Genomic DNA, 25,767 nt, shown 5'->3' with positions numbered 1-25,767 from the left:
AATCAGGTTTTTGGTATCACTAAATCGGGTTGCTCTTTGACGGTTTCGAGTACGATGGTGGTTTTGGTGGAAGCAATGTTGGGGATCTTCTGCATTTTGGAGCGCATCAGGCTCATGAGGGAAGAGGCATCGGTGGTGCGGACCTTCACCAGGTAACAGTCTTCGCCGGCAATATGGTGCACCTCCTGCACTTCGGGGATGGCGGCCAACTGGGCTGCGGTATCGGAGCAGCAGGTGAATCCCTCCGAGGAACGAAGAAAAATAAAGGCCAGTAGTTTTTGCTGGATAGCCGCCGGGTTGATGGCCGTGGTATAGCGGCGGATCACGTCCTTCTGCTCCAGTTTTTTCACCCTTTCCAGGATGGCGGAGGGGGCCATGGACAGCTCCCGGGCCAGGTCGGCATTGGAAATGCGGGCATTGGCCTGCATTTTCTCCAGGATAGCCAGATCAATATTGTCCAGGTTGAATTCCATTCTGATGTTTATGCGGCAATTTACAAAATCGACAGAATAAAATTCTGCTTATGCAATAAAATTTAGAAGAAAGGCTGGTGCTTGACAAGTTTATTGCCGGCTGCAATGGATGCTGATCCCTTTGGGCGGGCGTCTTCCAGAAAACAGTTTTTCCTGCCTTAAATTTGGTGCCAAAGGAAAAAGTATGCCTGATTATATTGTGGTGAAGGATGGTTCCCCTACAGATGCACGTTACCAGTTGCCTCCTTCCCTGGAAGAGGAGTATGATGAGATCCTGGAGGATATCTATTTTGGTCGGCCGGTGGTGCATAAGTTAAAGGAGTTCATGCTGGACCATCCCGCCTACCCGCAGGCAGGTAATATGCTGGCGGCTGTGTATCTCTCTTCCGGTAAATTGCCACAGGCCTGGGAGGTGAATGAAAAATTACTGGATCGCTTCCCTGATTATCCTTCCGCCGTTTTGTTTAAGGCTAAATTCTTGTTGGATGCGGATCGCCTGGAAGAACTCGAAGCCTTCGTGGATCTTCAAAAGGATTTCGGGGAACAGTTTCCCGGCCGGCACAGGGTGGAGTTTTCCGAACTGGCAGAATATGAATCAGTGGCCATCGAGTGGCTGCTGGCCAATGCAGAAAACAGCCTGGCTTTTTCCCGAATCAACACCATTCTTAGGATGATGGAAGATTTCAAGACAGAATTGCCTTTTTGCGACAGAATATTCGATGCTATCGATGCTTTCCTGCCCGAGGAGGAAATGCTTCCGGAATCCAGGGTCATATTGGAAAACCTTGCCCGCTGTCAGTTAGGCCTTCCCCTCAGGCCACCATTCCATCATCCGGAAATCAACCTTCTCTACCAGCAACTGGAGGAAAAAGATATTCCTGCTTTGATGGCATTGCTTAACCTGCCCCGCAAGACCTTGCTGATTGACCTGCGGGCAGCTATTCGGGATGGAATACGGAATTTCCAGTTTTTCCACCATTATTACGAGAACGAGGAAATTGATCTGGTGATACTAGGTTTCCTGCTGCTGGCCGCACTCAGGGAACCCGGGGATCTGAAGGAGTGGCTGCAGTTTCTGGACAGTGAGGAGGAATTGGTAGATGGATGGCTGGGCGACTGGCTGGGACAATTAATGTTTGTGGTGGGATGGCAGTTGGGGCGGGATGACCTGCCGCAGATGGCAGCTGCATTGCGACGCTCTTACAGATTCGACTGGGCTTCACCGAACCTGGTGAATTCGCTTTTGCTGGTGATCCTGCATGAGCCGGATAAAGAAAAGGAAGTGCTGGATATCTGGGAGGATACTTTGCATTGGATCATCCGCGACAATGCGAAAGGGGCAGATATTAGTCCTTATCTCGCCGACACTATCCTTGAATATGCCTGTGCTCTGGACATGGAACGGTTCAGGCCCCTGCTCGACCAGGCCTATGCCCGGGGGGATATTGATAAAGACTTCTATGGCAGCAAGGAAGTCTTTCTGCGCGATACGCGGGACAGATCGGAATTGATGCAGGGATTTGAATTCACTACTTCAGTACAGTCATTGGAACAGTGGCTGCAGCACATTATCAAGGGGTTTAATTAAGAAACTGTCAATTGACATTTAATGGTCACCGATAGACATCGGAAGCTACTTGCAGCTGCCGTCTTTGGTCGGTCAGGGATACAGTAAGTACTGCAGCCGCATTTTCTTATACTCTGATAGTCCCGGCTCCCAGCTTGCCCGGATCTCGTCTGCGGTTTTGCCTTCTTTGATCTGCTGCTGGAAGAGATCAGTTCCCGCCAGTTTATTGATATCGCCCATCTGCTTGCTGTAGCTGCGGTCGAAGAATTTTTCCTTGATCGGATAGGCCTTATAGAGTTCGATCATCCATTGCAGATTGATGCGGCCCGAGCGGCGCATCTCGTTTATATCATAGTTCAGCAGGTTGAGCCCGTAGCAGGCTTCGTCCATATGAAGTGGCGTTTCTGCCATTCCCGCTATACTCCTGGGTGTGAAACTATAGTCATATTGTCCCTTTAGGGCAGGTGCACCGAGTACTGCGAAGGGTGTGTAGGTGCCGCGTCCCTGGCTGATGATGGTTCCTTCAAAGAGGCAGAGGGCGGGATAAAGCATCACACTCTGCTGCGTGTTGAGGTTGGGGGATGGTGCTACCGGTAAGGTATAGGGCATATCGTGCCGGTAATTTGCCAGCGGAATGATTTTCAGGTTGCATTGCAGGTTATTGGCCATCCATTTCTGGCCGTTGATCATCTGTGCGAATTCGCCGATGGTCATGCCATGGGTAATCGGTATCGGGAACTGGCCGATGCCCGATTTGAATCGCATGTCCAGGATCGGGCCATCCACCAGGTAACCATTGGGGTTAGGGCGGTCGAGGATCATCAGTTCCTTCTTGTTTTCGGCGCAGGACTCCATGATATCGCGCATCACATTGATATAGGTATAGAAACGACAACCCACATCCTGCACATCAAAGATCATGATATCCACATCTGCCAGGTCGGCTGCGGATGGTTTCCGTTTGGGTCCGTATAGCGAGATGATAGGTATGCCCGTGGCCGAATCTGTTTCGTCCTGCACCTTGGCACCGGCGCTGGCTTTGCCGCGGAAGCCATGCTCGGGACCGAACACTTTCACAATGTTGATGCCCCGGTTCATCAGGCTGTCCACCAGGTGTTTCTTTCCGATGACCGTGGTCGGATTAGCAAGTATGCCCACCCGTTTACCCTGCAGATAGGGCAGATATTTTTCTGTTTGCTCGGCGCCGGTGAGGACGCGGCCGGCATTGTCCGCCTTGTTGTCCGCAACGGCTTTTCCGGCCGGTGAACAGGCGTCTATCAAAATACATCCGGCAAGCAGGATGGCTGGCAGCACAATCAATCCGCGAAGTTTTTTCATCCTGGCAAGATACGGTGAAACTCCCTTCACCCGTCGGGTGGCACCCGACGGGTGAATCCGGCGCAAGGCCATTCCATCGCCACCATCCACTGGCAGAACTATAACATTTTCAAACAGATATGTTTCGATGATACCCTCACCCGTCGGGTGCCACCCGACGGGTGAGGAAAGTCCTGACGGGTGAGGGAGGAAAGGGCAATCGATGCCGGTGCTATTCCATGATCAGTTCAACCGTATGTATGGCGCCATCATCCATTAACGGAATGAAATTCCCGTCCATAATTTTGTTGTCGAGTAGTAATGCCGGCGTTTCGGATGGTTCAGCTACCCTGCGGTACCGAATGGAATAACTGCTGCTGCCGTAAGGATAGCTGATTTCAACAGCAGGCCATACATCGGGTATGCATGGGCGAAAGATCAATCTATCCCCTACCAGCTCCAATCCCAACAGGTATTCAAGGATAAACTGGTACATCCAGCCAGCAGAACCGGTATACCAGGTCCAGCCACCTCTTCCGGCATGCGGTTCCCTGCCATAAATATCCGCAGCCACCACATATGGCTCTACCTTATAAGATTGGATTTCCGGCTCGGATTGTCCATGGATAACCGGATTGATCATGGAAAACAATTCCCACACTCTTTCCTTATCGCCCAGTTTTGCAAATGCCATCATTGTCCAGATGGCCGCATGTGTATACTGCCCGCCGTTTTCCCGCACCCCCGGTACATATCCCTTGATATACCCCGGGTTAAGGCTGGATGTATCAAAAGGAGGATCAAGCAATTGTATTATTCCTGCTTTCCTGTTTACCAGATGTTGGTTGACAGATTCCATTGCCGTAACGATCTTATCGCTTTCACCTGCCCCGGAGAGCACTGCCCAGCTCTGGGAAATGGAATCAATGCTGCATTCTTCATTTTGTGAGGATCCCAAGGGAGTGCCATCATCAAAATAGGCGCGACGGTACCACTGGCCATCCCAGGCATTTTCGTTTAAGGCAATCTTCAGCGCGGCAGCTTTTTCAATACAGAGGGCTTCAAAGGCTGTATCATTCATCATAACTGCCAGTTCGCGGAACTGCGTGAGTACGGTATACAGAAAGAAGCCCAGCCAAACACTTTCACCCTTTCCATGGATACCCACCTGGTCCATGCCATCATTCCAGTCGCCGGATCCCATCAGGGGCAAACCGTTTTCACCCAGGCGCAATCCGTGTTGTATAGCCCTTACACAGTGGTTATAAATGGTGTCTGAAAATCCCGATTGAATGGGCATATCATAATAGGACTCCTCTTCAATATTCAAAAAACGCCCTTCGAGGAAGTTCACTTTTTCCAGCAGTATGGTTCTGTCGCCGGTAGCTTTAACATAACGGGCACTTACAAATGGCAGCCAGAGGTAGTCGTCTGAGCATCGGGTCCTTACACCCCTGCCTTCCGGCGGATGCCACCAGTGTTGTACGTCGCCCTCGGCAAATTGCCTGGATGCCGCCAATAAGATCTGCTGACGGGTGATCTGGGGTTTTGTCGGGATCAATGCCAAAACATCCTGTAGCTGGTCGCGGAAGCCATAGGCCCCACCAGACTGGTAGAATCCGCTCCTGGCCCAGATCCTGCAGGCGAGGGTTTGGTAAATGAGCCAACCGTTGGCCAACAGGTTCAATGCCGTGTCGGGAGTATTTATCCTGATGGCGCCAAGGGTGGCTGTCCAGAAATCCTTTACTTCATTCAGCGACTGGTCAGCGGCCTGGGGTCCCCTGAATTTTTGCAGCAGGCGGATGGCATCTGCTTCACCTGCACCTGATCCCAACCTGAAAATAATTTCACGATCCTGTCCGTCGTAGAGATTAAAGGGCACCTGGATTGCGGCACAGGGATCCAGGGTGGCGCCGGTTTTGCCGGATAGCTTCACCCTTCGCATGCTTTCAGGTGATTGCAGGCTGCCATTTCTTCCAATGAATTCACCGCGGTCACAGGTAATACTGATGCTTGTTTCATCGGTATCAAAAAATGAAACCCTTTCCCCAAATACTGAATTGTAGCGGTTCCTGGCCAGGATGGCACCAGTTTCCGGATCAATGTCGGTGGTGATATGCATCATGTTTTTTGGCCTCAGGTCACCCAATACCAGCTCCATGAATCCGGTTGCGGATAATTTCCGGAAGGCTCCGGACCTGTTACTGATTTTTAGCACGATGAATTTTACCGGTTCTTCCAGGTCAACATAAATACTCATTTCGGAGTGAATGCCATCATTCCGGCATTCAAAAACACTATAGCCGAATCCGTGGCGGGTTAAATAAGTGGCATTGCTCTCTGCAGGCCAGGGTGCCGGACTCCAGAACTGACCGGTTTCTTCATCACGCAGGTAAAATGCTTCTCCCGATGTGTCACTTACGGGATCATTGTCCCATGGTGTTATCCGGTATTCATGGGCGTTAACCGCCCAGGTATAGGCTCCTCCACTTTCAGAAATGACTGTACCAAAATTCGGATTGGCGAGCACATTTACCCAGGGGGCAGGCGTACTTTTGGCGGCATTACGTAGTATCAGGTATTCTTTCCCGTCTGACCGGAATCCGCCTGAACCGTTGTGGAACAGGCAGTCTTCCGGCAGTTCAATGGGATTTTCCCTCATGGGTTTGTAAGGTTTAGCCGGCGTCAGTAAAAGCGGCTGTATTTTTCCCAAAACCCTTCGGTTGATTTGTTCAGCAAGGCTCCCTTTCGTGTCGCTTATCACAATCCTGGCTACTGTCTGCAGAAGTATCCTGTCTTCCGCGGGTATCTGGTCTGCCGCCTTCACAAAAATACCGCCTGGTTTATCAGACAGGTAGGAACCTCCTGAAGCTGTTATCAGTCCCAATATCTGGTCATGCAGGGCCTGCCGGTAACTTCCATGGTCCTCATTCCAGATCACGAGGTCCACGGCCAATCCCTTTAATCGCCAGAAAGCGTGTGCCTGTACCAGTTGCTTCACCAGCGCAATATTTTCGAGGGAATTAATGTGCAGCAATAAAATGGGAAGGTCACCCGAAATAGAATAACTCCAGAGTCCGGGCTGGCCGCGGCGATTGTTTTTGATGATAGTGGAATCGCCCCGCAGGGCTGGGTTTGAAAAGACAATGGACCCCGCAATTTTGTTGAATAAAAGCGCGTCTGCTTCGTTTGCGTTGATCTGTCGTAACAACACCTGGCTATGGGTCCAGGACAGTTCAAATGCCCTGTTCTTGAGGTGCCTGTCCCGGTATTTTGCCAGCAGTTCCATGCAAGCCGGACGGGTTTCGCCGATGCCGAATACCAGGTCCACTTCAGCGGTTTGGTTGGGTTTGATTATGATCCGGTGACGGATCGCTACCACGGGATCCAGCACCGAACCCGCAGAGTCTGACAGCTGCTGGTTGCCCTGCATGGCCTTTGGATTGGACAAATGCTGGTTCCTGCCGATGAATTTCATCCGGTCGGTTTCAAAAGATACGGCGATTGATTCAGTACCCTGTACCGTCATCAGGTGAAACATCCAGGGTGGCATTTCATGGATGGAGCGGGGTCGCCGGGTACAAACGATGGCAGGATACCGGGCCAGGATCTCGGTCTGGACAAAAAGATTGCTGAAGGCTGGATGAGCCGCATCGGCGGCGGCCGGCGCCAGTACCACTTCTGCATAACTGGTCAATTCGAGGGTTTTATTACCCGTGCTTTTATTGGTGATGCGGATCCTGCGAATTTCAACATCATCTTCAGGTGATACGACAATATCTGTTTTGGTTTCAAATCCGTCATCGCGCCGGCGAAATTCTGCATGCCCCTGCGTGAAAACGGCATTGAATGATTTGGGTTCCGCTTTCACCGGCTGGTAGGTATTCGACCATACCAATCCCGATTCAATATCCCTGATATAACAGAATACACCCCGGTTGTCGCAGGTTCCATCCTCCCGCCAACGGGTAACCGAAATATCCTTCCAGCGGCTGTAGCCTCCTCCCGAATTGGTAACCATCACCTGGTATTTGCTGTTCGACATGAGGTGTATTTCGGGAACCGGAGTATTAGGGGTATTGATGACCCGCATTTCATGTTCCACCGGCTGCACGGGCGTTTCTGTCAGGTCAGCAGTATGTGCGTAGAATATGGTGGCCCTCGGTATGCGTTCCTGCAATAACAACAGTGTGGCCTGGAACTGTGGTTCAGCTGTAAACCTTTGCTGCATGGGCTTATTAAGCAGGAGATAAGCGAGCGAAAGCAGACTCATGCCAGAATGATGCGCCATAAAGGAACGGATCACCACATGCGACTGGCCCCTGGGAATCCTGCTGCCGGTATAATCAATGGCTTCAAAGAATCCATACCTTCCCAGGAAACCGTCTTCCGTTAATCTGACCAGGTTTTCACAGGAGTCCTCGGGTTCCACCATCAGGGCCATTACAGAAGCATACGGCGCTATCACCCTGTCATCTCCCAGGCCTCTTTTTAATCCCAGTCCGGGAACACCGAATGCCTTGTACTGGTAATTCATATTTACATCCACCATATTATACCCCGATTCAGAAATGCCCCAGGGCAGATCCCTCGATTTACCATATTCAATCTGCCTTTCCACCGCAGACTTCATGGTCTGGTCCAGCAGGGTATTGTCATAGGTAGGCATTACCAGCAGGGGCATCAGGTATTCAAACATGGAGCCGCTCCAGGAGAGCAATACGGGATCAAAGCCCGGATTGGTCAGCAGCCTGCCCATGGCAAACCAGCTTTCCTGGGGTAATTTGCCCTGCGAGATAGCCACAAATGTTGCCAGCCTTGCCTCGGATGCCAGCAGGTCGTAATAGGCCTGGTCGCGCCGGTTCTCCTCCACATTGAAACCTATGCTCAGTAAATGTTTTGATTTGTCATACAGGAAATCATAGTCCATGTCGGCCAGTTGCTCGCAGGCCACCTGCATTCTTTCGATCATAACCATTCTTTCATTAACCCGGTCACTGCCAGTTTTCAGGCAGGTTTGCAGTTTCTTCAGCCATTGGAAATCTTCACCGGCGAGTTCCGGGGTTTCATATAACCGGATGACGGGGTCATATTCCATATCCGCATTGGCCAGTTCCTGCAGGCATTTCATCGTTTCCAGTTCCTCTAATTCCGGGAACGAAGCCGGTATGGCCGGCAGGATCAGCCAGGGTGCAATGAATACCAGGTCATCGGTGGCGGACTTGATTTGCCTGTTCAGTGAGTCTATCCACCAACTGGCATCATCAGGTATCTCCGAATTGATTTCCTCGTTTAGTAACTCCATGCATGCCGCCAGGTTGTATAGAGAGGTCTTGATGGTTCTGAGGCAAGGTGATTTCTTTGCAGCGGCAGCAGCCAGCTCGGTACCGAACTTTTGAAGAGCATGGAAGGATTGGTCTCCCAGGTCTTCCAGCAGAACAAGGTAGGTGATCCGGATGCCTTCGAAAACAAGAGGGGAAACAATATGGCCCCTGGGTAACTGAAGTAATCCCTGTTTCAGGGTAACGAGATGGCCGGCCAGGTTCCCGCTGTCTACGGAGGAAATATAACGCGGATAAAGGGGATGCAGGGTGATGGTGTCATACCAGTTGAACAGGTGCCCCCTGTATTTTTCCAGGCGCTGCATGCTTTCCAGTGTATTATTGGTTCGGTTGATCAGTTCTCCGGCCGGAATGAATCCGAAATCAAAGGCACACAGGTTTGATAAAAGCGAGAGACCAATATTGGTGGGGGATGTCCGGTGGGCAACCACACCAATCGGGTGCTCCTGGAAATTATCAGGGGGAAGCCAGTTCTCACCTGCATTTACAAATTGTTCAAAATATCCCCAGGTTCTCCTGGCAAGCTTTTTAAGAAATACCTGCTTTTCTTCACTCAATGATACTTTTTTGGGTTCCAGCGGAAGGCTGATCTTCCAGGCCAGGGCCGGCGACACCAACCAGAGTATCAACACGGGGGCTGCTACCAGCAGTGTAAGGGGATTGTACCATGCCAGGCTCAGGGTGCCTGCAATCGCCACCAGGGGCGAACTCCACATGGCAAGATAGGTTCCGGGCAGGGAGGCATTTGAGGGCAGATGGTCTGATCCCGAAGGAGTCCATTCCAGCAGGTGTTTTTTTGACACCCACATTCTCCAGAGGGAACGGGTGATGGCATCAAGGGTGTACCAGGCTTCAAAAGGCAGTGCGCTCAGGGAGAACACCTGTAATAAAAAACCGGAGTTGGCTTTACGGAATGATTCCTTGAAATGTTCATACCGGCTGATTTCTTCCGGCTGGTGGAGTAACTCCCAGCCCACCTGTAGCGTATCCGGCAGGAACCTCAGCACGATCAATGCCGCCGTCCAAACCATGCCATTGGGAAGCAAAAGCCATCCGACCAAAAACAGGATGAGAAAGGCGGGAGAAACCAGGCTGCGCCGCAGGTTATCGAAAATTTTCCAGATCGACAGAATGGATAAGCGGTTTCTTTCAACTTGGTTTTCGGTGACCGGAACATAAGGGAATATCCAGGAAAGTATCTGCCAGTCGCCCCTGATCCAGCGATGCCTGCGTTTGACATCGGCCATATAGGAATTGGGGTAGGCTTCATACAGCTGGACATCACTGAGCAGACCGGACCGGATATGGCAGCCTTCCAGCAGGTCATGGCTAAGTATCCTGTTTTCGGGGAAACGATGGGCCAGGGTTCTTTCAAAAGTTTCTACCTGGTAAATTCCTTTGCCTATAAAGGAACCCTCCCGGAACAGGTCCTGGTAAACATCCGAGCTTACCCGGGTATATGGATCCAGTCCCGCGTCCATGGCGTGTAAGCGGGAATAGAAAGAACTGTTTTTACCTGGCATGCTTACAGCCACCCTGGGCTGCAGTATCCCATATCCTTCGATGATCCTTGCTTTGCGGATACTGTATATGGGTTCATTCAGGGGGTGTGCAATGGTTGCCACCATTTTCCAAACGGTTTCCCTGGGTAGCTGGGTATCGGTATCCAGGGTGATGACGTATTTAACATTGGTGAGCACACCCAGGTGGCCAACGATCAGTGAAAAACTGTCTGTTTTTCCAAGCCTGATCAGCTCATTGAGCGCCCCGAGTTTACCCCTTTTGCGTTCATAACCCATCCAGCAGTTTTCCCCGGCATTCCAGGTACGGGGACGGTGCAGGAGGAAAAAAATGTCGCTTTTTTCGCGACTGTATTTGTTGTTCAGGCTTTCTATCCCATTGGCTGCCAGCTGCAGCAAATTTTCGTCTTCAGGTTCCTGCTGCTGTGGCGCGTCGGTAAAATCAGTGAGCAATGCAAAGTGCAGGTTTTCGTCAATGTTGGCCAGGTAACGGATTTCAAGTCCCTCCAGCAGTGAATCAATACCCGCAGCATTCGTGAGCATGGTGGGAACTATTACCAGGGTTCGCGATTCCGCCGGAATTCCCTTTACAAAATTCATGCGGGGCAGGGCTTTCGGCTTAACCAGCAGGGTGGATACCCAGTTGACGAATAATACGGCGAACTGGCTGGTCGCAAAAAGGCTGAATAATGTAACCGGGACCAATAACCAGTAGTTCATTGCCGGATACCAGGCAAGGTAGGTAAAGCCGGATGTGAGCAGTGCCGAAACTATGAAAAGTGAAATGGTATAGAAACTGACCGGATGCCGTGCTACATATTCATTCAGGCTTTCCGAAATACCGGGCTTCATCCCTACCTTCTTTTTCAGCTCAGCCACACCCTTGTCAATCAGGTAGTAGCCGATATGGGATAGCTTTTTGGGTTTATGCGGATCTGTAGTATTGGCCCTGGTTAGCTCCAGTGCTGCCAAGGCGATCTCATATTCTGAAAAGGGGCTTTTTTTGGCGATGTTTTCGACCACATGCCGGTATTCGTCGCGCGTATTAAAGTCCATTTCTGAGTAGGTGCCTTCGGGGTCTTCCCTTAGAACCTGGTCAACCGTGCTGAGTGTTTCAACAAATTCCTGCCAGTTGGTGGTACTCAGGAAGCGGAGGCTGTTGATACTGTTACTCATGGAAACCTGGCAGGAAGCCTGGTTCTGGTTTTCGATATGTATCAGCTCGTTACTGGTAAAACCGTGTTCTGACAACTCCTGTTCCAGCCAGGTGAGTGGCAGGGCCAGGTTGGGTCCCTTACCTTGCAATCTTCGGGTGAATTCAGCCACGAAGGCACTGTTCAACGGCGGCTTGGACCTTGCCATATCTGCAATCTGCAGGATCAGGTTACGCGGATTTTTTTCGGCTGTGGCCATCATTTCCTCCACCCAGTAATCGGCCAGGTTCTGGTCGATTTTATCCATTGCCACATGGGTCGAAACCCGGCGCAGGTTTTCAATCAGCGCCAGCCGCAACATAATGGGAATGGCCCAGAGTTCTCCCAGTTTCAGTTTGGTTACAGACTGATAAGCGGCTACAAACCGGATCAGGCTTTTAAGATCTATGCGGCCGTCGCTGTGCGAGATGATTTCCAGCGCAATATCATAAACCCTGGGAAGTCCCGCTGATGGGCCATTGGACAGGCGAGGCAGGCTTTGGCTGTATCCTTTGGGCAGGTGCTTTTTCCCGATAACGATCTGTTCTTCGATCAGGTAAAAGTTATCGAGCAACCATTCTCCGGCGGGAGTAATAAATCGTTTGGACTTTAAGGTATCGCTCAGGAGGTTCCTGACTTCCAGCAGGATCTTTTCATTTTCGGCCAGTCTTTTCAGCAACTGGTCCGGGGCCTTCCCTGCTGCCAGGCGGTGAGAAGCAGCCACAATGCCACCCTGCTTTTCCATCTGGTCGGAATTGAACAACTCAGACCGCAGGGGAGCATCCGGTGAATAGTATTTAATAGAATCACCTGAAATGAAGTACTGCCTCATCCTGACCAGGAGGTCATAAACCGTATTCGTAGACACCTTCATAAAGAGCGGTTAATTTTATCAGAAAATACGGACTGGCGGAGCTGAGCCGGAAAATTGACAGGAACGGAAAAACAAAAGGCTGGATACCCAAATGTACCGAAATCGGAAGGGAAACCAGTATTTGATATTGGGCAAACAAAAAGCCGGTTTCCCCCTTCACCCGTCGGGTGGCACCCGACGGGTGAAGGGGGAAACCGGCTTTTTAATCCGTCTATCAGTAATTATATACCGTCCTGATCTTGTATAAAAACTGTCCGGTTAAATAGGATTTATAACTCTTTACTACTTCCATCGGGTAACCGTCAGCGTCATACTTATACACGAAATCATAGGCCACGGCAATGGGATAGGACCCATGGTATGTTTTCACTTCGACGGTTGCATTGTGACGGGAGTGCTCCGGCATTAATAAATCCGGACGGTTCAGGTGGATATAAGGGTTGATATTGAAATCATACTGGTAGGAACCGAGCTCACTGTTGTGGTTTGAAGTCGTGGCGGCATCGGTCAAATTGTTTCCACCAACAAAACTCATGGTATAGTTAGTGGTTATATTGCTGTTGCTGTATTCGTACCGGGTATTCACTTCATAATTGCCGGTGATACCTGTATTCCCCGGCTTTGAGCTGTATCCAACCCTGGCGGTTGTACGTACACCGCTCTCCAGCACGGTCATTTCAGACACCCTGCCTTCATTGCCATAAACAAATGCGCTTTCCCTGATCAGTTCATTGTTGGTATTGTAACGTTTAATTTTAGCAGGTTTCCGGAAGCCATTGTACTCAAACTTTTCCGTCATATCGATATAGGTTGTATTGTCAGCTCTTTTAAGGTAATGAACCACCTGCGACAGTCTTCCATCATTTTCATATTCATAAACCGCACGGGTTTCGGGTTTGGAAGTCCCGTTTTCCAGTTTATAAGTCAGTTCGGAACGTAGCTTTTTTGCTGCCCTGCTGCCGCCAAGTGAGTATACAGTGCCTTCCTGCACATCGGCAGGCCTGAGTGTGATCTCGTCAGAAGTTCCCCATTTGATCACCTTGAGGTTGTATCTGGATGCGGATTTCAGGAGGGATAATTCATTCCTGCCCGGCACAAAATAACCCATTTGCATACTAGCCTGTCCGGCTGAATCCCAGGTAGTGAGCTGGTAGGAAACCGGAATGCTGTCATAAACTATATCCCCAATCTTAATCAGGGGCTGTACCAGAATCTTCAGGTATTTTTGGGCGGGGGTTTCCTCCACCGTTTCAAATGTGCCGGCCGGATATCCAAATGCTTCCGGCTTATCACCTGGGGCAATACGCGCTACTTCCAGTGCCTGTTCCCCTGCTGACTGCTTCAATATGGGTAGTGCATGCGCAAGTGGATTCTTTACCAGCGAAGCTTTGGCAGAGTTGGCCATCGGGATGATGAACCTTACTTTTCCTGAACTGTCAGTAATAAGGAAGCTTGAGATCCTGTAATTGTCCTGTTTCAGCGATAGCAATTCTGAGCGGTATTTACCATCATAAGTTAAGGCCAGTTTCTTGCTGGTCCAGACCGGACGCTGCAGACTGTCCACTACATTTACTACAGCTGATAAACCACTGATAACAGCCTGTTCTCCCGGGAGGCCTGCCACCATAAAACGGAACTCGCCATTAACTGGCGAAGGAATCGGATTGCCGCCGTTACCACCATTGCCGGGTTGTACCACATCATCCTTGCTGCAACCAACAAGAAAGAGTACGAACAATGCTAAAATGGAGAGCCTGGAATAAATTAAACTTTTCATATAAACTTTTTTAGGATTTAGTTTCTGCTACAGATACCTCCGAAAGAGATGAAAGGGTTGGGTAGGAAATTGTACTTAACAAACATTTCACATTCCGGGCATATTAATAATCAATTGCAAACCTAGACCCCGGTGGCATGCCGGAGCTTACATTTTGGTGTGAGCCTTTAATAAAATTTGCATTTCTTTCACCCGTCGGCCATTTCTTTCACCCGTCGGGTGCCACCCGACGGGTGGATCGGGGTGTTCAGCAATACCGGCTGCAATACCCGACGGTAATACTGGGACATTTTCAAGCATTTATGACAAGATGCTCCCCCCTCACCCGTCGGGTGGCACCCGACGGGTGAGGGGGGAGCGCGGCCAATCCGGACGAAAAATATTTTGCTGGCTGAACAGTGTTCAATATTTTTGACGTGTAAACTTAAAGCATGACCATCGCCGCCAGGAAACTAAGGGAAAAGGAAAAGATGCGGGAGCTGATTCTCGACGCAGCCCGGACAATTTTCCTGGAAAAGGGCTATTTCGAAGCCAGTATCCGCAATATCGCGGAGAAGATAGAATACAGTCCGGGTACCATTTATACCTATTTCAAGGACAAGGATGATATCTTCCATGCATTGCACGAGGAGGGATTCCGGCGGATGCTGGATAAGATGCAGCCCCTGCAGCATGTGGCTGATCCCTTCGAGCGACTGAAGGCGCTGGGACTGGTTTATCTCGAATTTGCCCGCAACAACAAGGATTTCTATGACCTCATGTTTATCATGCAGGCACCCATCAAGCACGAGGAAGAAGATGAAGAATGGCATATGGGCCACCAGACCATGAATTTCCTCAAAGTCATCCTGGCACAATGCCAGGAAAGAGGAAGGTTTAAGGGGCAGGATATCAATTACCTCTCCTTCACCATCTGGTCCACGGTACATGGAATGAGTGCCCTATACTGCCGCGAACGTTGCAAAGCCTACCACAATGAAAACCTGGAACCGATTGACCTGATGGACAACGGGTATAAAATATTAATCAGCATGCTGGAGAAATTGTGATTTTTTTTGCCACAATACTGAACAGTGTTCAATAAATATACATTGATTATTAAACCATTATTATGAAGCTTGAAAAGTTCATAATGGCGGGATGGCTGCTGCTTGGATGGCAGTCGCTGGCCGCCGCCAACGATATCCCGCCACAATACCTGGAGGAAGCGCTCCGCAACAATCTGGTATTAAAAGAGAAGACCATTTCACTGGAGAAAAGCCTGCTTGCATTAAAGACGGCCCGCTCGCTTTTCCTGCCCACTACCCGCTTCGAGGCACAGTACCTGTTGTCGAAAGGGGGCCGCACGATTGATATCCCGGTGGGCGACCTGATGAATCCGGTATATAAAACCCTCAACGAGTTGACGGGCAGCAATAACTTTCCCACCATCAGTAATGTGTCGGAGCAATTCAACCCGAATAATTTCTACGACCTGCGGATCAGGACCAGCATGCCCCTGTACAACCCGGAGCTGAAAATCAACAGGGCTATCCAGGAAAAGCAGGTGGCCCTGCAGCACAATGAGATCGACATCTATAAAAGGGAACTGGTCCGCGATGTCAAAACTGCTTATTTCAATTACCTGGCGGCATCGAAGGCGATTGTTATATATGACAATGCATTGCTGGTTGTACGTGAGAACCTTCGGGTAAACCAGTCCATGCTCGCCAACGGAAAGGGTTTGCCGGCTTATGTGTCGCGTGCGGAAAGTGAACTGATGCAGGTGGAGAACCAGTTACGAAGTGCTTCCAACGACCGGCAGAACGCGAAAGCCTATTTCAATTTCCTGCTGAATAAACCACTGACTGATACCATTGCGATAACCGAACCCGATATCAACCAGGCCCTATTACAGTTACCATCAACCGAAATCAATGATGTCAGTCGCCGCGAGGAACTGAAAAAACTGTCCATAGCACGTGATATCAACCAGCAGGTGCTCAAAATGAACCAATCGTTCCGCGTACCCAGGCTTAATGCATTCCTCGACCTCGCCGCGCAGGGATTTGATTTTGAACTGAAGCGCAAATCCTTTTTTTACCTGGGGGGATTGCAATTGAATTTCCCCATTTTCACCGGTAAACGCAACCTGTACACAATCGAACAAACCAGGCTGGATGGACGCTCCCTGCAACTGACTACCGACCAGGCCCAGCAGCAATTGCAGCTTGCTGCATTCGTGAGCCGCAATGCCATCAACACCGCAAACAGCAGTTACCGCACCGCCCTCAGGCAGGAGTCTTCCGCAAGGCAATACTTCAAGCTGATCGACCGAGGTTATAAAGAAGGGGTCAATAATTTCATCGAATTCCTGGATGCCCGTACACAGCTTACCAACGCCCAACTGCAGGTAACCATCAACACATATAAAGTATTCGCAGCAATGGCTGATTACGAGCGCCAGTCCGCATCCTATTCCTTTCAATAAATAAACCAACTCATATGAATAAGTTACTGATGCTTCTCGGAATGACTGTCCTGTTGCAATCATGCGGCAGTAAGCCGGAAGAGAAAACCTCAGATTTAGGCAAAGGGGTGATACCAGTCAAACTGGTTCCAATAAACCGCGACTCGGGACAAACGACCATTTCAGTTTCGGGATTATTGTCCACAGAAAATGAAGCACGCCTTTCCTTCAAGATCGGAGGAGTTATTGAAAGTATTACCGTGAAGGAGGGCGACCGGGTGCGGAAGGGACAGCTACTGGCCACTCTGAAATCCACCGAGATCTCCGCACAGGTGCAACAAGTGCAACTGGCAGTGGAAAAAGCAGAGCGGGATTACCAGCGGGCGTCCAATCTCTACAAGGACAGTGTGGCCACCCTGGAGCAGTTACAGAATGCAAAAACCGGGATGGAGATCGCGCGCCAGAATTTGCAGCAGGCCAGTTTCAACCAGCAATATTCGAAGATATATGCGCCGGCAGATGGCTTCATTGTTCGTAAGCTGGCCAACGTGGGTGAGCTGACGGGACCAGGCAACCCGGTGCTTTTTATGAACGCTTCTTCCGGCAGCAGTAAATGGATTCTGAAAGCCGGATTGTCTGACCAGGACTGGGCGGCCGTTGCAACAGGGAATAAGGCCTCAGTACAATTTGATGCCTACCCCGGACAAACATTTCCCGCAGTGATCAGTAAAAAAGCCCTGGCGGCAGACCCTGTAAGTGGTTCCTTCCAGGTTGAAATGCAGGTGGATTTCGGAACGCAGCAACCTGCCGTGGGCATGTTTGGAACAGCATCCATTACACCTTTACAAATGGCTGCGGGTTTCCGAATACCCTATGAAGCCTTGCTGGAGGCCAATGGCAAGACGGGTTTCGTATTTGTGAGCGATGACAGCAAAACAGTAAAGAAAGTAGAAGTAACCATCGCTTCTTTTGACGACCAACAGGCATATATAAGCGCCGGACTGGAAGGACATGCATTTGTGGTCAGTTCCGGAAGCCCATACCTGGCTGACGGGTCCGCCATATCAGTTCAAAAATAATTCTCCTGCCAGCCAAACTCATTCCTATGCGTATCACTGCATTTTTTGTAAAACATTACCAGTTCACGCTGGTTGTATTCCTGATGGTAGTGGTGGTGAGCCTAACCACCATGCTAAACATGCCCCGGGCGGAGGATCCTGAGATCAGTCCACCCCAATACCCAATTGTTGTCCTATATCCCGGTACCAGTCCCAAAGACATGGAAGAACTGGTGGTAAAACCCATCGAGAAAAAAGTAAGCGAACTGGAAAACCTAAAACGGGTGCTTACCAAAATCGATGATGGTGTGGCGCTGATCATGGTGGAATACAAGTATAACGTGGATGTAGAAACGAAATACCAGGAACTGGTTCGCGAGATCAATGCCCTGCGGCCGGAACTGCCTGCCGACCTATACAGCATCGAGGTGAAAAAGGTTACACCAACAGATGTAAGTGTATTGCAACTGGCACTGGTATCAGAGAACGCCTCCGATGAGCGGATGAAATTTTATGCTGAACTGCTCAAGGAGGACCTGGAAAAAATCAAAAGCCTGAAGAAGGTTTCTTACTGGGGCGTGCCGGACCAGGTTGTTCGGGTGGACCTCAGGCTGGATAAGATCGCGCAAATGAAGATCCCGGTTAATTATGTGATCGGCAGTATCCAGAGCGAGGCCGCCAATATACCGGCAGGCAATATCCGTGCGGGAACCAAGACCTTCAACGTGAAGACCAGCGGCAAGTATAAGAGCCTGGAAGAAATTCAGCACACCATTGTTTTCTCCGCCAATGGCAAGATTGTTTACCTGAAAGATGTGGCAGATGTGCAGTTCCATTATAAGGAAGAAAAACATCTTACAAGGCTCAACGGGCATCGTGCTGCGCTGGTTACGGCGGCACAAAAAAGCGGAGAGAATATCGGCAAAACGCAGGAGGCTTACCTGCCGGTGATTGAAGCATTTGAGAAAAAACTGCCTGCCAATATTGAGCTGGTTCGCCATTTCGACCAGGCGGATAATGTGAACAGGCGGTTGGGCGGACTGGGTATTGATTTCCTGATCGCGATCGGTCTGGTGCTGATCACCCTTGTACCCCTGGGATGGCGGGCTTCCGCAGTGGTCATGGTCGCCATCCCCCTGTCGCTGGGCATTGGTATCGTGATGCTCAATGCCATGGGATTTTCCCTGAACCAGTTGAGTATTGTGGGACTGGTAGTAGCGCTGGGACTGCTGGTGGACGACAGTATTGTGGTGGTGGAAAATATCGAACGCTGGTTACGTGGGGGGCATAGCAAACAGTTCGCAGTGATCGAAGCAACCAAACAAATCGGCCTGGCAGTGCTGGGGTGTACCGCTACACTCATCATCGCCTTTCTGCCACTGGTTTTCATGCCGGAAGCCTCAGGTGAATTCATTCGTGGGTTACCCATGGCCGTTATATTCTCGGTATTTGCATCGATGTTGGTGTCCCTGACCATCGTTCCCTTTATGGCGAGTAAGGTTTTCAAAACAGATCACAACCCCGAGGGAAATATCTTCCTGCGCGGATTGAAAAAACTCATCAGCGGCAGTTATTCCAAACTGCTGGAGCGTGCACTGAAGCGGCCCTGGCTCACCCTGTTCATTGCTTTTCTGCTCTTTGGCGGATCACTGGCAATCATTAAAGTGATGGGATTCAGTTTGTTTCCCGCATCGGAGAAGCCTCAGTTCCTGGTGAATGTGAACATGCCCCTGCAGAGTAATCTCGAGGCAACCGATCGCATGGCCCGGTTGGTGGAAGGGGAGTTGAAGAAGGAGCCTTTGATCCGGTATTACACCACCAACGTAGGCAAGGGAAATCCGCGCATATACTACAACGAGATACCTGAAAATGAGAAGCCCGACCATGCACAGTTTTATGTGCAGTTGCAGGACGGTACCAATCCAGCAAAAAAAATCGAACTCATTGAAAAACTCAGAGCCCGTTTCCTGTCTGTGGCAGGTGCCAGGATCGAGGTAAAGGATTTTGAGCAGGGACCGCAGATAGACGCGCCGGTATCCATCCGGATCAAAGGCGATAATCTAGACACCCTGCGGGCTTTGGCTGGCAGGGGTGAAGCCCTGTTGAAATCCATTCCCGGCGCCATTTACGTGAAGAATGAAGTGGATGTCTTAAAATCGGATATAAGGCTGCGGATCAATACGGAGAAGTCGCGGGCCCTGGGCATCCAGACCGCGGATATTGACCGTACCGTGAGACTTGCAATTTCGGGTATAGATGTGGGTAAGTACACCGATGAAAACGGCGATGAATTTGATATCATGGTGAATGCGCCGCGCGATAAATATGCTACCCTGCAGCAATTCAATGCCATCTTTGTGAACAATGCCATGGGTGTGCCGGTGCCTTTGAGCCAGATCGCCCAACTGGAATTTGAAACGAGTCCCACCACTATCCGGCATCTCGACAAAAAACGATTTGTTTTGCTCAACGCTTTTACGGAGAAGGGTGTGCTGGCGCAGAATATCACCAAAGCCTTCCTGGAAAAGACTGCTGCGTTGAAAATGCCGGCGGGATATGAGCTTGAACTGGCAGGTGAAGAGCAGAGTAAGAATGAAGCTTTCGGCGGCAGCTTTCTGACCGTGATCATTGCCACCGTGTTCCTGTTTATCATGGTCCTGATCCTTGAGTTCAAGACCTTCAAGAGTACTCTGATTGTATTGTCGGTGATCCCGCTGGGCATCATCGGCGGGGTGCTGATGTTATGGGCAACCGGCAATCCCATGTCCTTTGTAGCCATTGTTGGTTTCATTGGGTTGGCGGGAATAGAGGTAAAGAATTCGATCCTGCTGGTGGATTTCACCAACCAGCTGCGAGCTGAGGGTATGGAGCTAGACCAGGCCATCCGTGAAGCCGGTGAGTTGCGCTTTCTGCCGATTGTGCTCACCAGTCTGACCGCCATCGGTGGCCTGATGCCCATTGCGCTCAGCAGCAATCCGCTGATCTCGCCGCTGGCGCTGGTGCTGATCGGCGGACTGATTTCATCCACCCTGCTGTCGCGTATTGTAACGCCTGTGGTGTATAAGTTGATTCCCCCGCGGGTTTAAAGTTTGGGAAAGTTGTCTGACGTTTGGGTCCCGGGAAAGTTGTCTGACGTTTAGCATTACTTAATACCGTGGACGCAAACGTCAGACAACTCCCTCCCCCTACTGCTTCACAAAAGACAGCACCACAACCGGTAACGGATCACCCAACACCACCAGGTATTTACCCGCCGGCAGTCCGCCCACGGGAACCAAACCGGTCCCCGACAGAATCTTAAACCGATGGTAAACCTTGCCCGACATATCGGTCAGCAATCCCTCATACACCCGCCCGTTATGGTTGCGGATAACCGGACCGTTAGTATGCACAAGGGTAGGATAGAGGCTCAGTCCCCTTTCATCAAACCGCAGCGTAACGATTTTGCTGAAATGGTACCTGCCATTCCGTTCGAGAATGCGCAAACGGTAATGGGTAACCGGAATATAGGGGGAAGGATCGTGCAGTGCATAATTCGCGTCGGAACCAATATTTCTGGCGGGAACCTGTCCGGCTGTCATCCAGTTCAACCCATCGCTGCTCTTTTCCACGAAATAGGTATCCGCATCTTCGTTGCCGGTAACCTTCCAGTTAAGGTCTGCGCCGCCGGAAACCTTTTTCCCGGTGAATCCCAGCAAGGAAACCGGCAGGGAAACGGAATGAACCCCCAACGCGAAACTCCCAAATCCTGTAACCGCCGCACTGCTGATGCTGCCATCGGCCAGCGTGCCCGCAAACGTAGTTGGCAGGATGGTCCAGATGGACGGGTCCTTTCGCACCACCCGCAGGTAGTCAATACTCAAAGCGCTGCCGTAGTCGTCGGCTTCGTTCACGGGTAAATGGATGTCCACTGTATTGGAGGGGGCCTGGATAGTGTACCAGTTATTGCTCACATCGATCAATCCCGTTTCATAACTGGTACCATTAACCGCTTTGTTATTGTTGCCGTTGAAAACTACAGTCACCGGGTTGGCGCTTGCCTGGATATTGTTAACCAGCAAACGTTTCAGCCTGGTTCCGTTTCCGATCGGAAACTCAAAGTCAGTTCGGTTCACCACGCTGCTCCAGCCGTTGATATGACGGCCATCTGTGGCGCCGCTGACACTCACCCCGCTGCCATCAAAGAATACCGCTGACCCGGCATCGGGTGCCGTAATTCCCCCTGCCAGAAAAGCCAGGCTACCGGTGACGTATAGTTGTTGGGAGAGAAAAATCCCCGCAGTGTTGTTGATATCAATATCGGTGACCCTGAAGGGGGCTGTGCCTCCGATGGTTTGTACCGCCGTTCCCCCCAGGATGGTTTTGGATCCGGTGAAGGCCGTCATCAACGCATCGTTGCTGATATTACCTTTTACCGTCAGCAGTCCCAGGTTGCTGAAACTGCCGGTAGAAGTATTAACGAGATCACCTTCCACAAAGAGCGAAGCCCCGGGCTGGATAAACAGGCTGCCGTTATTATACAACTGCGCCTCACCGTTAGCTGCTCCTGCCAGCAGGAACAGCGAGCCCAAAAATCCACGTTTAAAGCTGCGTTTCATTATTGTCTGCCTGGTATATAGTGGTCAATATCTGCATTGATCCTTATCAGGTATCCCACGCTGCCGGCGGCTGGTGTGGCCGTGCCGCTGGTTCCCGGAATCGTTCCCCCGCCATTGCCGCCATTGCCGCCGCAGGCGCCGCCGCCACCGCCGGAGTTAATGGTAGTATTAGGGAATACCGCCGCCGCATTGCTGCCTGCAGCCCCACCATTTACATTCACGGTACCTGCACTAATGGTTCCGTTGGTGATCATCACCACGATGCCACCGCCACCGCCACCTCCGCCACCTTCTCCAAAGCCGCCATTTCCATTAAAACCATTGGCACCATTGCCGCCGGTTGCCAGTATATTACCGCTGTTGGTGATATTTCCTTTGGCTGCCAGTATCACTACGCCACCTGCGCCGCCACCTGATCCGTTGATTCCAATACCAGCGGTTTGGGGGTTTACACCATTCCGACCTCGCAGATCCAGTAACCCACCCGAGCCGATGGTGATATTCCCTTTGGCATAGATGGTGAGTCCACCCCCGCCTGTGCCACCTTCACCCAGCACGGGCAATTTCCCGGAGCCGCCGGATTGCAGGGGTGCTTTTACGAGCGACGCGGCCTGGAAGAAATACAAACCGGTACCTCCCGAATATAGGTCGGCTGCCGCATTGGAAACACCCGGATGGGGCATGGTGTTATTAGGGGGAACCTGAACGGCAATGATACCATTGATGGTAACATTACCGCTGGCCTTTAATACCATACCGCTGGGGATGAACAGCGTACCGGCAATGGTAATATTATTGAAGTTCAGGTTGGCGCCACCGGGCAATGAAGCATCGGAACCATTCGCCATCAGGCTGCGCACCATCCCGGTGCCCACAAACAGGTCACCTGCCGATCCGTCGCCACAAATGCTCGGGGCGTAGTTCGTCCAGGTCAGTACGCCGCTGCCATTGTTCACCAGCACCTGTCCGTTGGCACCCTGCACCCCCGGAAAAGCCATCGGCACATTGTTGATGCGTATCAGGTTACCGTTTTCGTCTACCCGGAACTGTGAGTTGGCGCCCACGGAGAATTTGGCTTCGGGAGTATTGGTGCCTATACCCACATTCTGGCTATGGACCATACCGCCCGCCAGTGCCAGCGTTACAAACAGAAAGAACTTTTTCATCTAAGGTTGAATTATACAGGATGGTTACACGAAGAAGTGGCGAAAATATTTAATATGGTCAAACGCGCCCATTAAATATTTTCTTGATAAGTATAGGTGTCTGACATGTGGTGTCTGACATGTGTGATTACTACCCTCAAAATCACAGATGTCAGACACCACATGTCAGACACCTGAAAAATCCACCTGAAAAATCCACTACCTTCATTGCCCGAAATGCCAGCCCCCGCCCCCGATAAAAGCTCCAGGACCATACTCCCCTGGATAGCCGCCATCGCTTTTTTCATGCAGGCGCTGGACAGCACCATCCTGAATACCGCCCTGCCTTCCATCGCGGCGGATCTCGGTTACTCACCCCTTTCCATGCAGTCGGTCGTCGTTTCCTACACCATCACCCTGGCCCTCTTCATACCCCTGAGCGGCTGGCTTTCAGATCGCTTCGGCACCAGTAATGTCTTCCGCGTGGCAGTGGCCCTATTCGTGCTGGGATCCCTGGCCTGCGCCCTCTCGCGCGACTTGTCGCAACTGATCCTCTCACGCATCCTGCAGGGTCTCGGTGGCTCCATGATGGTGCCCGTGGCCCGCCTCGCCATCCTCTACTCTTACCCGAAAAAGCTGCTGATGCGGGTCATGAATTTCGTGGTCATCCCCGGTTTGGTGGGACCCCTGATCGGCCCCACCCTCGGTGGCTGGCTGGTGGAACTGGCTTCCTGGCACTGGATCTTCCTGATCAATATCCCCATCGGGATCTTTGGTATCTGGATGGCCACCAGCGGCATGCCCAATATTAAAAAGCCCGTTGGCGGTTTCGACACCCTGGGATTTATCCTCTTCAGCGGTGCCCTGAGCCTGCTGACGTTCTGCCTCGAATCCGGCAGCAGCGGCGCCCTCGGGGCGGGGTATATCGCGCTGTTTTTTGCCATCGCACTGCTGTTAATACTCCTTTATATCTACCATGCCCGGGGGGATGGCAACCCGCTGATCAACCTGAACCTGTTTAAGATCAGGACCCTGCGGGTGGCACTGGCGGGTAACCTGGCCACGAGGCTGGGCATTGGCGGATTTCCCCTCCTGCTGCCCCTGATGCTGCAGGTGGGATTTGGTTATCCCGCTTCCACGGCCGGCATGATCCTGATACCCATGGCCGCGGCCAACCTGCTTACCAAGCCCATCGTGGTGCCGGTGATCAAGAGGTTCGGCCATAAAAACACCCTCATCGCCAACACCCTGGTACTGGCGGTCATCATGGCCCTTTTTGCACTGATCAGTGCCCAGACCCCCCTGGTCTGGATGGTGCTGCTTTTGCTGGTGTACGGCACCATCAGCTCGCTGCAGTTTACCTCCATGAACACCATTGCCATGGCCGACCTCGATGAAAGCAATTCAAGCGCCGCCAACAGCGTCATCGCCGTGAACCAACAGCTCTCCTTCAGTTTCGGGGTATCTTTTACGGGCTTCCTGCTGCTCAACCTCTCGAAGCTGGAACCGGCAGGCAGCGGCACAGTGAATACTTTTAAATACACTTTTCTGATACTGGCGGGAATTACAGCCCTCTCGGCACTTGTCTTCGCGAAGCTGAAGCCGGCCGATGGCGCCAAACTCTCGGGACACCGGGGGTGATGGTTTTTGCCGGAATGGTTTGGGGAATGAGGGAACACGCCTTCTAAATGGGCAATGAATTTTTATGAAATTGATCAGCAAATGACCTGGAAATATATTCCACTTCCGAAAAGCTATTGGCGCAGTTGCGGGAAATGGATTTACCGTTTAATCGCAGGTACTCTATGATTTGCCTAAGATTTGGGCAGTAACAATGGTTGATTCAGGCATGGTAGTTATAAAAACAATTTTAACCTTTTTTAATCCCATTCGCAATAGATAATTCGTATCATAGCCTCGCAATTACGCACAATCTTTAAATACAATTCTTATGGGAAAGTTTATCCTTTCAAAACGCAGCAACGGAGAATTTCAGTTTAACCTGAATGCAGAAAACGGGCAGACCATTCTTAGCAGTGAAGGTTATTCGTCTAAAGCCGCCTGTGAAAATGGAATCGAATCCGTTCGCAAGAATTCACCAGATGAGAGCAAATACGATCGTAAGACATCTGCCAACGGTAAATTTTATTTTACGCTAAAGGCTACCAACGGACAAATTATTGGAACCAGTCAGATGTATGAGTCGGTGAGCAATCGTGACAATGGAATCGCTTCTGTTAAATCTAATGCCCCGGATGCAACGATGGAGGATCAGTCGGCTTAATGGAATGCCAGACTAATATAGATTGCAGCAGTTCCCTTTTTTTGATTTTGCCATCCCTGCCATCGGTGATGGCCTTCAGCGTTCACTGCCCAGCCATATCCTAATGGCACTATATGCTGATTTTTCTTAGCCATGGATGCACTGGCGGGCCCGCTCTTTTTCCTGTTCTA

At 50.9% G+C, this 25,767-nt stretch carries 13 protein-coding genes; 7 read left to right on the top strand and 6 right to left on the bottom strand.

What is annotated here, in order from left to right; all coding sequences use genetic code 11:
- Positions 1 to 2 precede the first annotated feature (2 nt).
- Positions 3 to 473 carry an Lrp/AsnC family transcriptional regulator gene (locus BC349_RS17085; RefSeq protein ID WP_187258005.1) on the bottom strand — a complete coding sequence of 157 codons (471 nt, stop codon included), beginning with the start codon at positions 471 to 473 and terminating at the stop codon, positions 3 to 5.
- Between the two features lie 184 nt (positions 474 to 657).
- Here BC349_RS17085 and BC349_RS17080 point away from each other — a divergent pair, with 184 nt between their 5' ends.
- Positions 658 to 2,061 carry a tetratricopeptide repeat protein gene (locus tag BC349_RS17080; RefSeq protein ID WP_187258004.1) on the top strand — a complete coding sequence of 468 codons (1,404 nt, stop codon included), beginning with the start codon at positions 658 to 660 and terminating at the stop codon, positions 2,059 to 2,061.
- Positions 2,062 to 2,133: 72 nt separating this feature from the next.
- Here the strand turns inward: BC349_RS17080 and BC349_RS17075 are convergent, their stop codons facing one another.
- From BC349_RS17075 to BC349_RS17065, 3 genes are all read right to left on the bottom strand, one after another.
- Positions 2,134 to 3,378, bottom strand: a complete 1,245-nt coding sequence (locus BC349_RS17075; RefSeq protein WP_187258003.1) for an exo-beta-N-acetylmuramidase NamZ family protein — start codon at positions 3,376 to 3,378, stop codon at positions 2,134 to 2,136.
- Positions 3,379 to 3,589: 211 nt separating this feature from the next.
- Positions 3,590 to 12,286: a glycoside hydrolase family 94 protein gene (locus BC349_RS17070; protein WP_187258002.1), complete on the bottom strand. Its 8,697-nt coding sequence runs from the start codon at positions 12,284 to 12,286 to the stop codon at positions 3,590 to 3,592.
- Positions 12,287 to 12,500: 214 nt separating this feature from the next.
- The gene (locus BC349_RS17065; protein ID WP_187258001.1) at positions 12,501 to 14,063 is read right to left on the bottom strand and encodes a hypothetical protein; all 1,563 of its coding nucleotides are present in this window, start codon (positions 14,061 to 14,063) and stop codon (positions 12,501 to 12,503) included.
- 431 nt (positions 14,064 to 14,494) lie between these two features.
- On the opposite strand from BC349_RS17065, the gene BC349_RS17060 reads away from it, so the two are divergent.
- The 4 genes from BC349_RS17060 (at position 14,495) to BC349_RS17045 (ending at position 20,656) form a co-directional block, all read left to right on the top strand.
- A complete protein-coding gene (locus BC349_RS17060) occupies positions 14,495 to 15,112 on the top strand; it encodes a TetR/AcrR family transcriptional regulator (protein WP_187258000.1) in 618 nt (205 codons plus the stop codon).
- Positions 15,113 to 15,174: 62 nt separating this feature from the next.
- Entirely contained in the window at positions 15,175 to 16,533 is a 1,359-nt protein-coding gene (locus BC349_RS17055; protein ID WP_187257999.1) for a TolC family protein, read from the top strand.
- Between the two features lie 14 nt (positions 16,534 to 16,547).
- On the top strand, positions 16,548 to 17,591 hold the full coding sequence (locus BC349_RS17050; protein WP_187257998.1) for an efflux RND transporter periplasmic adaptor subunit: 1,044 nt from the start codon (positions 16,548 to 16,550) through the stop codon (positions 17,589 to 17,591).
- A gap of 26 nt (positions 17,592 to 17,617) precedes the next feature.
- Positions 17,618 to 20,656 (top strand): efflux RND transporter permease subunit, encoded by a 3,039-nt coding sequence (locus tag BC349_RS17045; RefSeq protein WP_187257997.1) that lies wholly within the window; start codon positions 17,618 to 17,620, stop codon positions 20,654 to 20,656.
- A gap of 99 nt (positions 20,657 to 20,755) precedes the next feature.
- Here the strand turns inward: BC349_RS17045 and BC349_RS17040 are convergent, their stop codons facing one another.
- Positions 20,756 to 22,168: a hypothetical protein gene (locus BC349_RS17040; RefSeq protein WP_187257996.1), complete on the bottom strand. Its 1,413-nt coding sequence runs from the start codon at positions 22,166 to 22,168 to the stop codon at positions 20,756 to 20,758.
- Positions 22,168 to 23,334 (bottom strand): hypothetical protein, encoded by a 1,167-nt coding sequence (locus tag BC349_RS17035; protein ID WP_187257995.1) that lies wholly within the window; start codon positions 23,332 to 23,334, stop codon positions 22,168 to 22,170. Before BC349_RS17035 ends, BC349_RS17040 begins: the two co-directional genes overlap by 1 nt.
- A gap of 216 nt (positions 23,335 to 23,550) precedes the next feature.
- Between BC349_RS17035 and BC349_RS17030 the strand changes: the two genes are divergently transcribed.
- Positions 23,551 to 24,954: a DHA2 family efflux MFS transporter permease subunit gene (locus BC349_RS17030; protein ID WP_187257994.1), complete on the top strand. Its 1,404-nt coding sequence runs from the start codon at positions 23,551 to 23,553 to the stop codon at positions 24,952 to 24,954.
- Positions 24,955 to 25,264: 310 nt separating this feature from the next.
- Positions 25,265 to 25,597, top strand: coding sequence for a YegP family protein (locus tag BC349_RS17025; RefSeq protein ID WP_187257993.1), 333 nt, complete (start codon positions 25,265 to 25,267; stop codon positions 25,595 to 25,597).
- Positions 25,598 to 25,767 lie beyond the last annotated feature (170 nt).

Origin of the sequence: Flavihumibacter stibioxidans (assembly GCF_014332695.1) — a bacterium.
GTDB lineage: Bacteria > Bacteroidota > Bacteroidia > Chitinophagales > Chitinophagaceae > Flavihumibacter > Flavihumibacter stibioxidans.
Note: the sequence above shows the minus strand (reverse complement) of the source record. Positions and strands in the feature narration are given on the sequence as shown.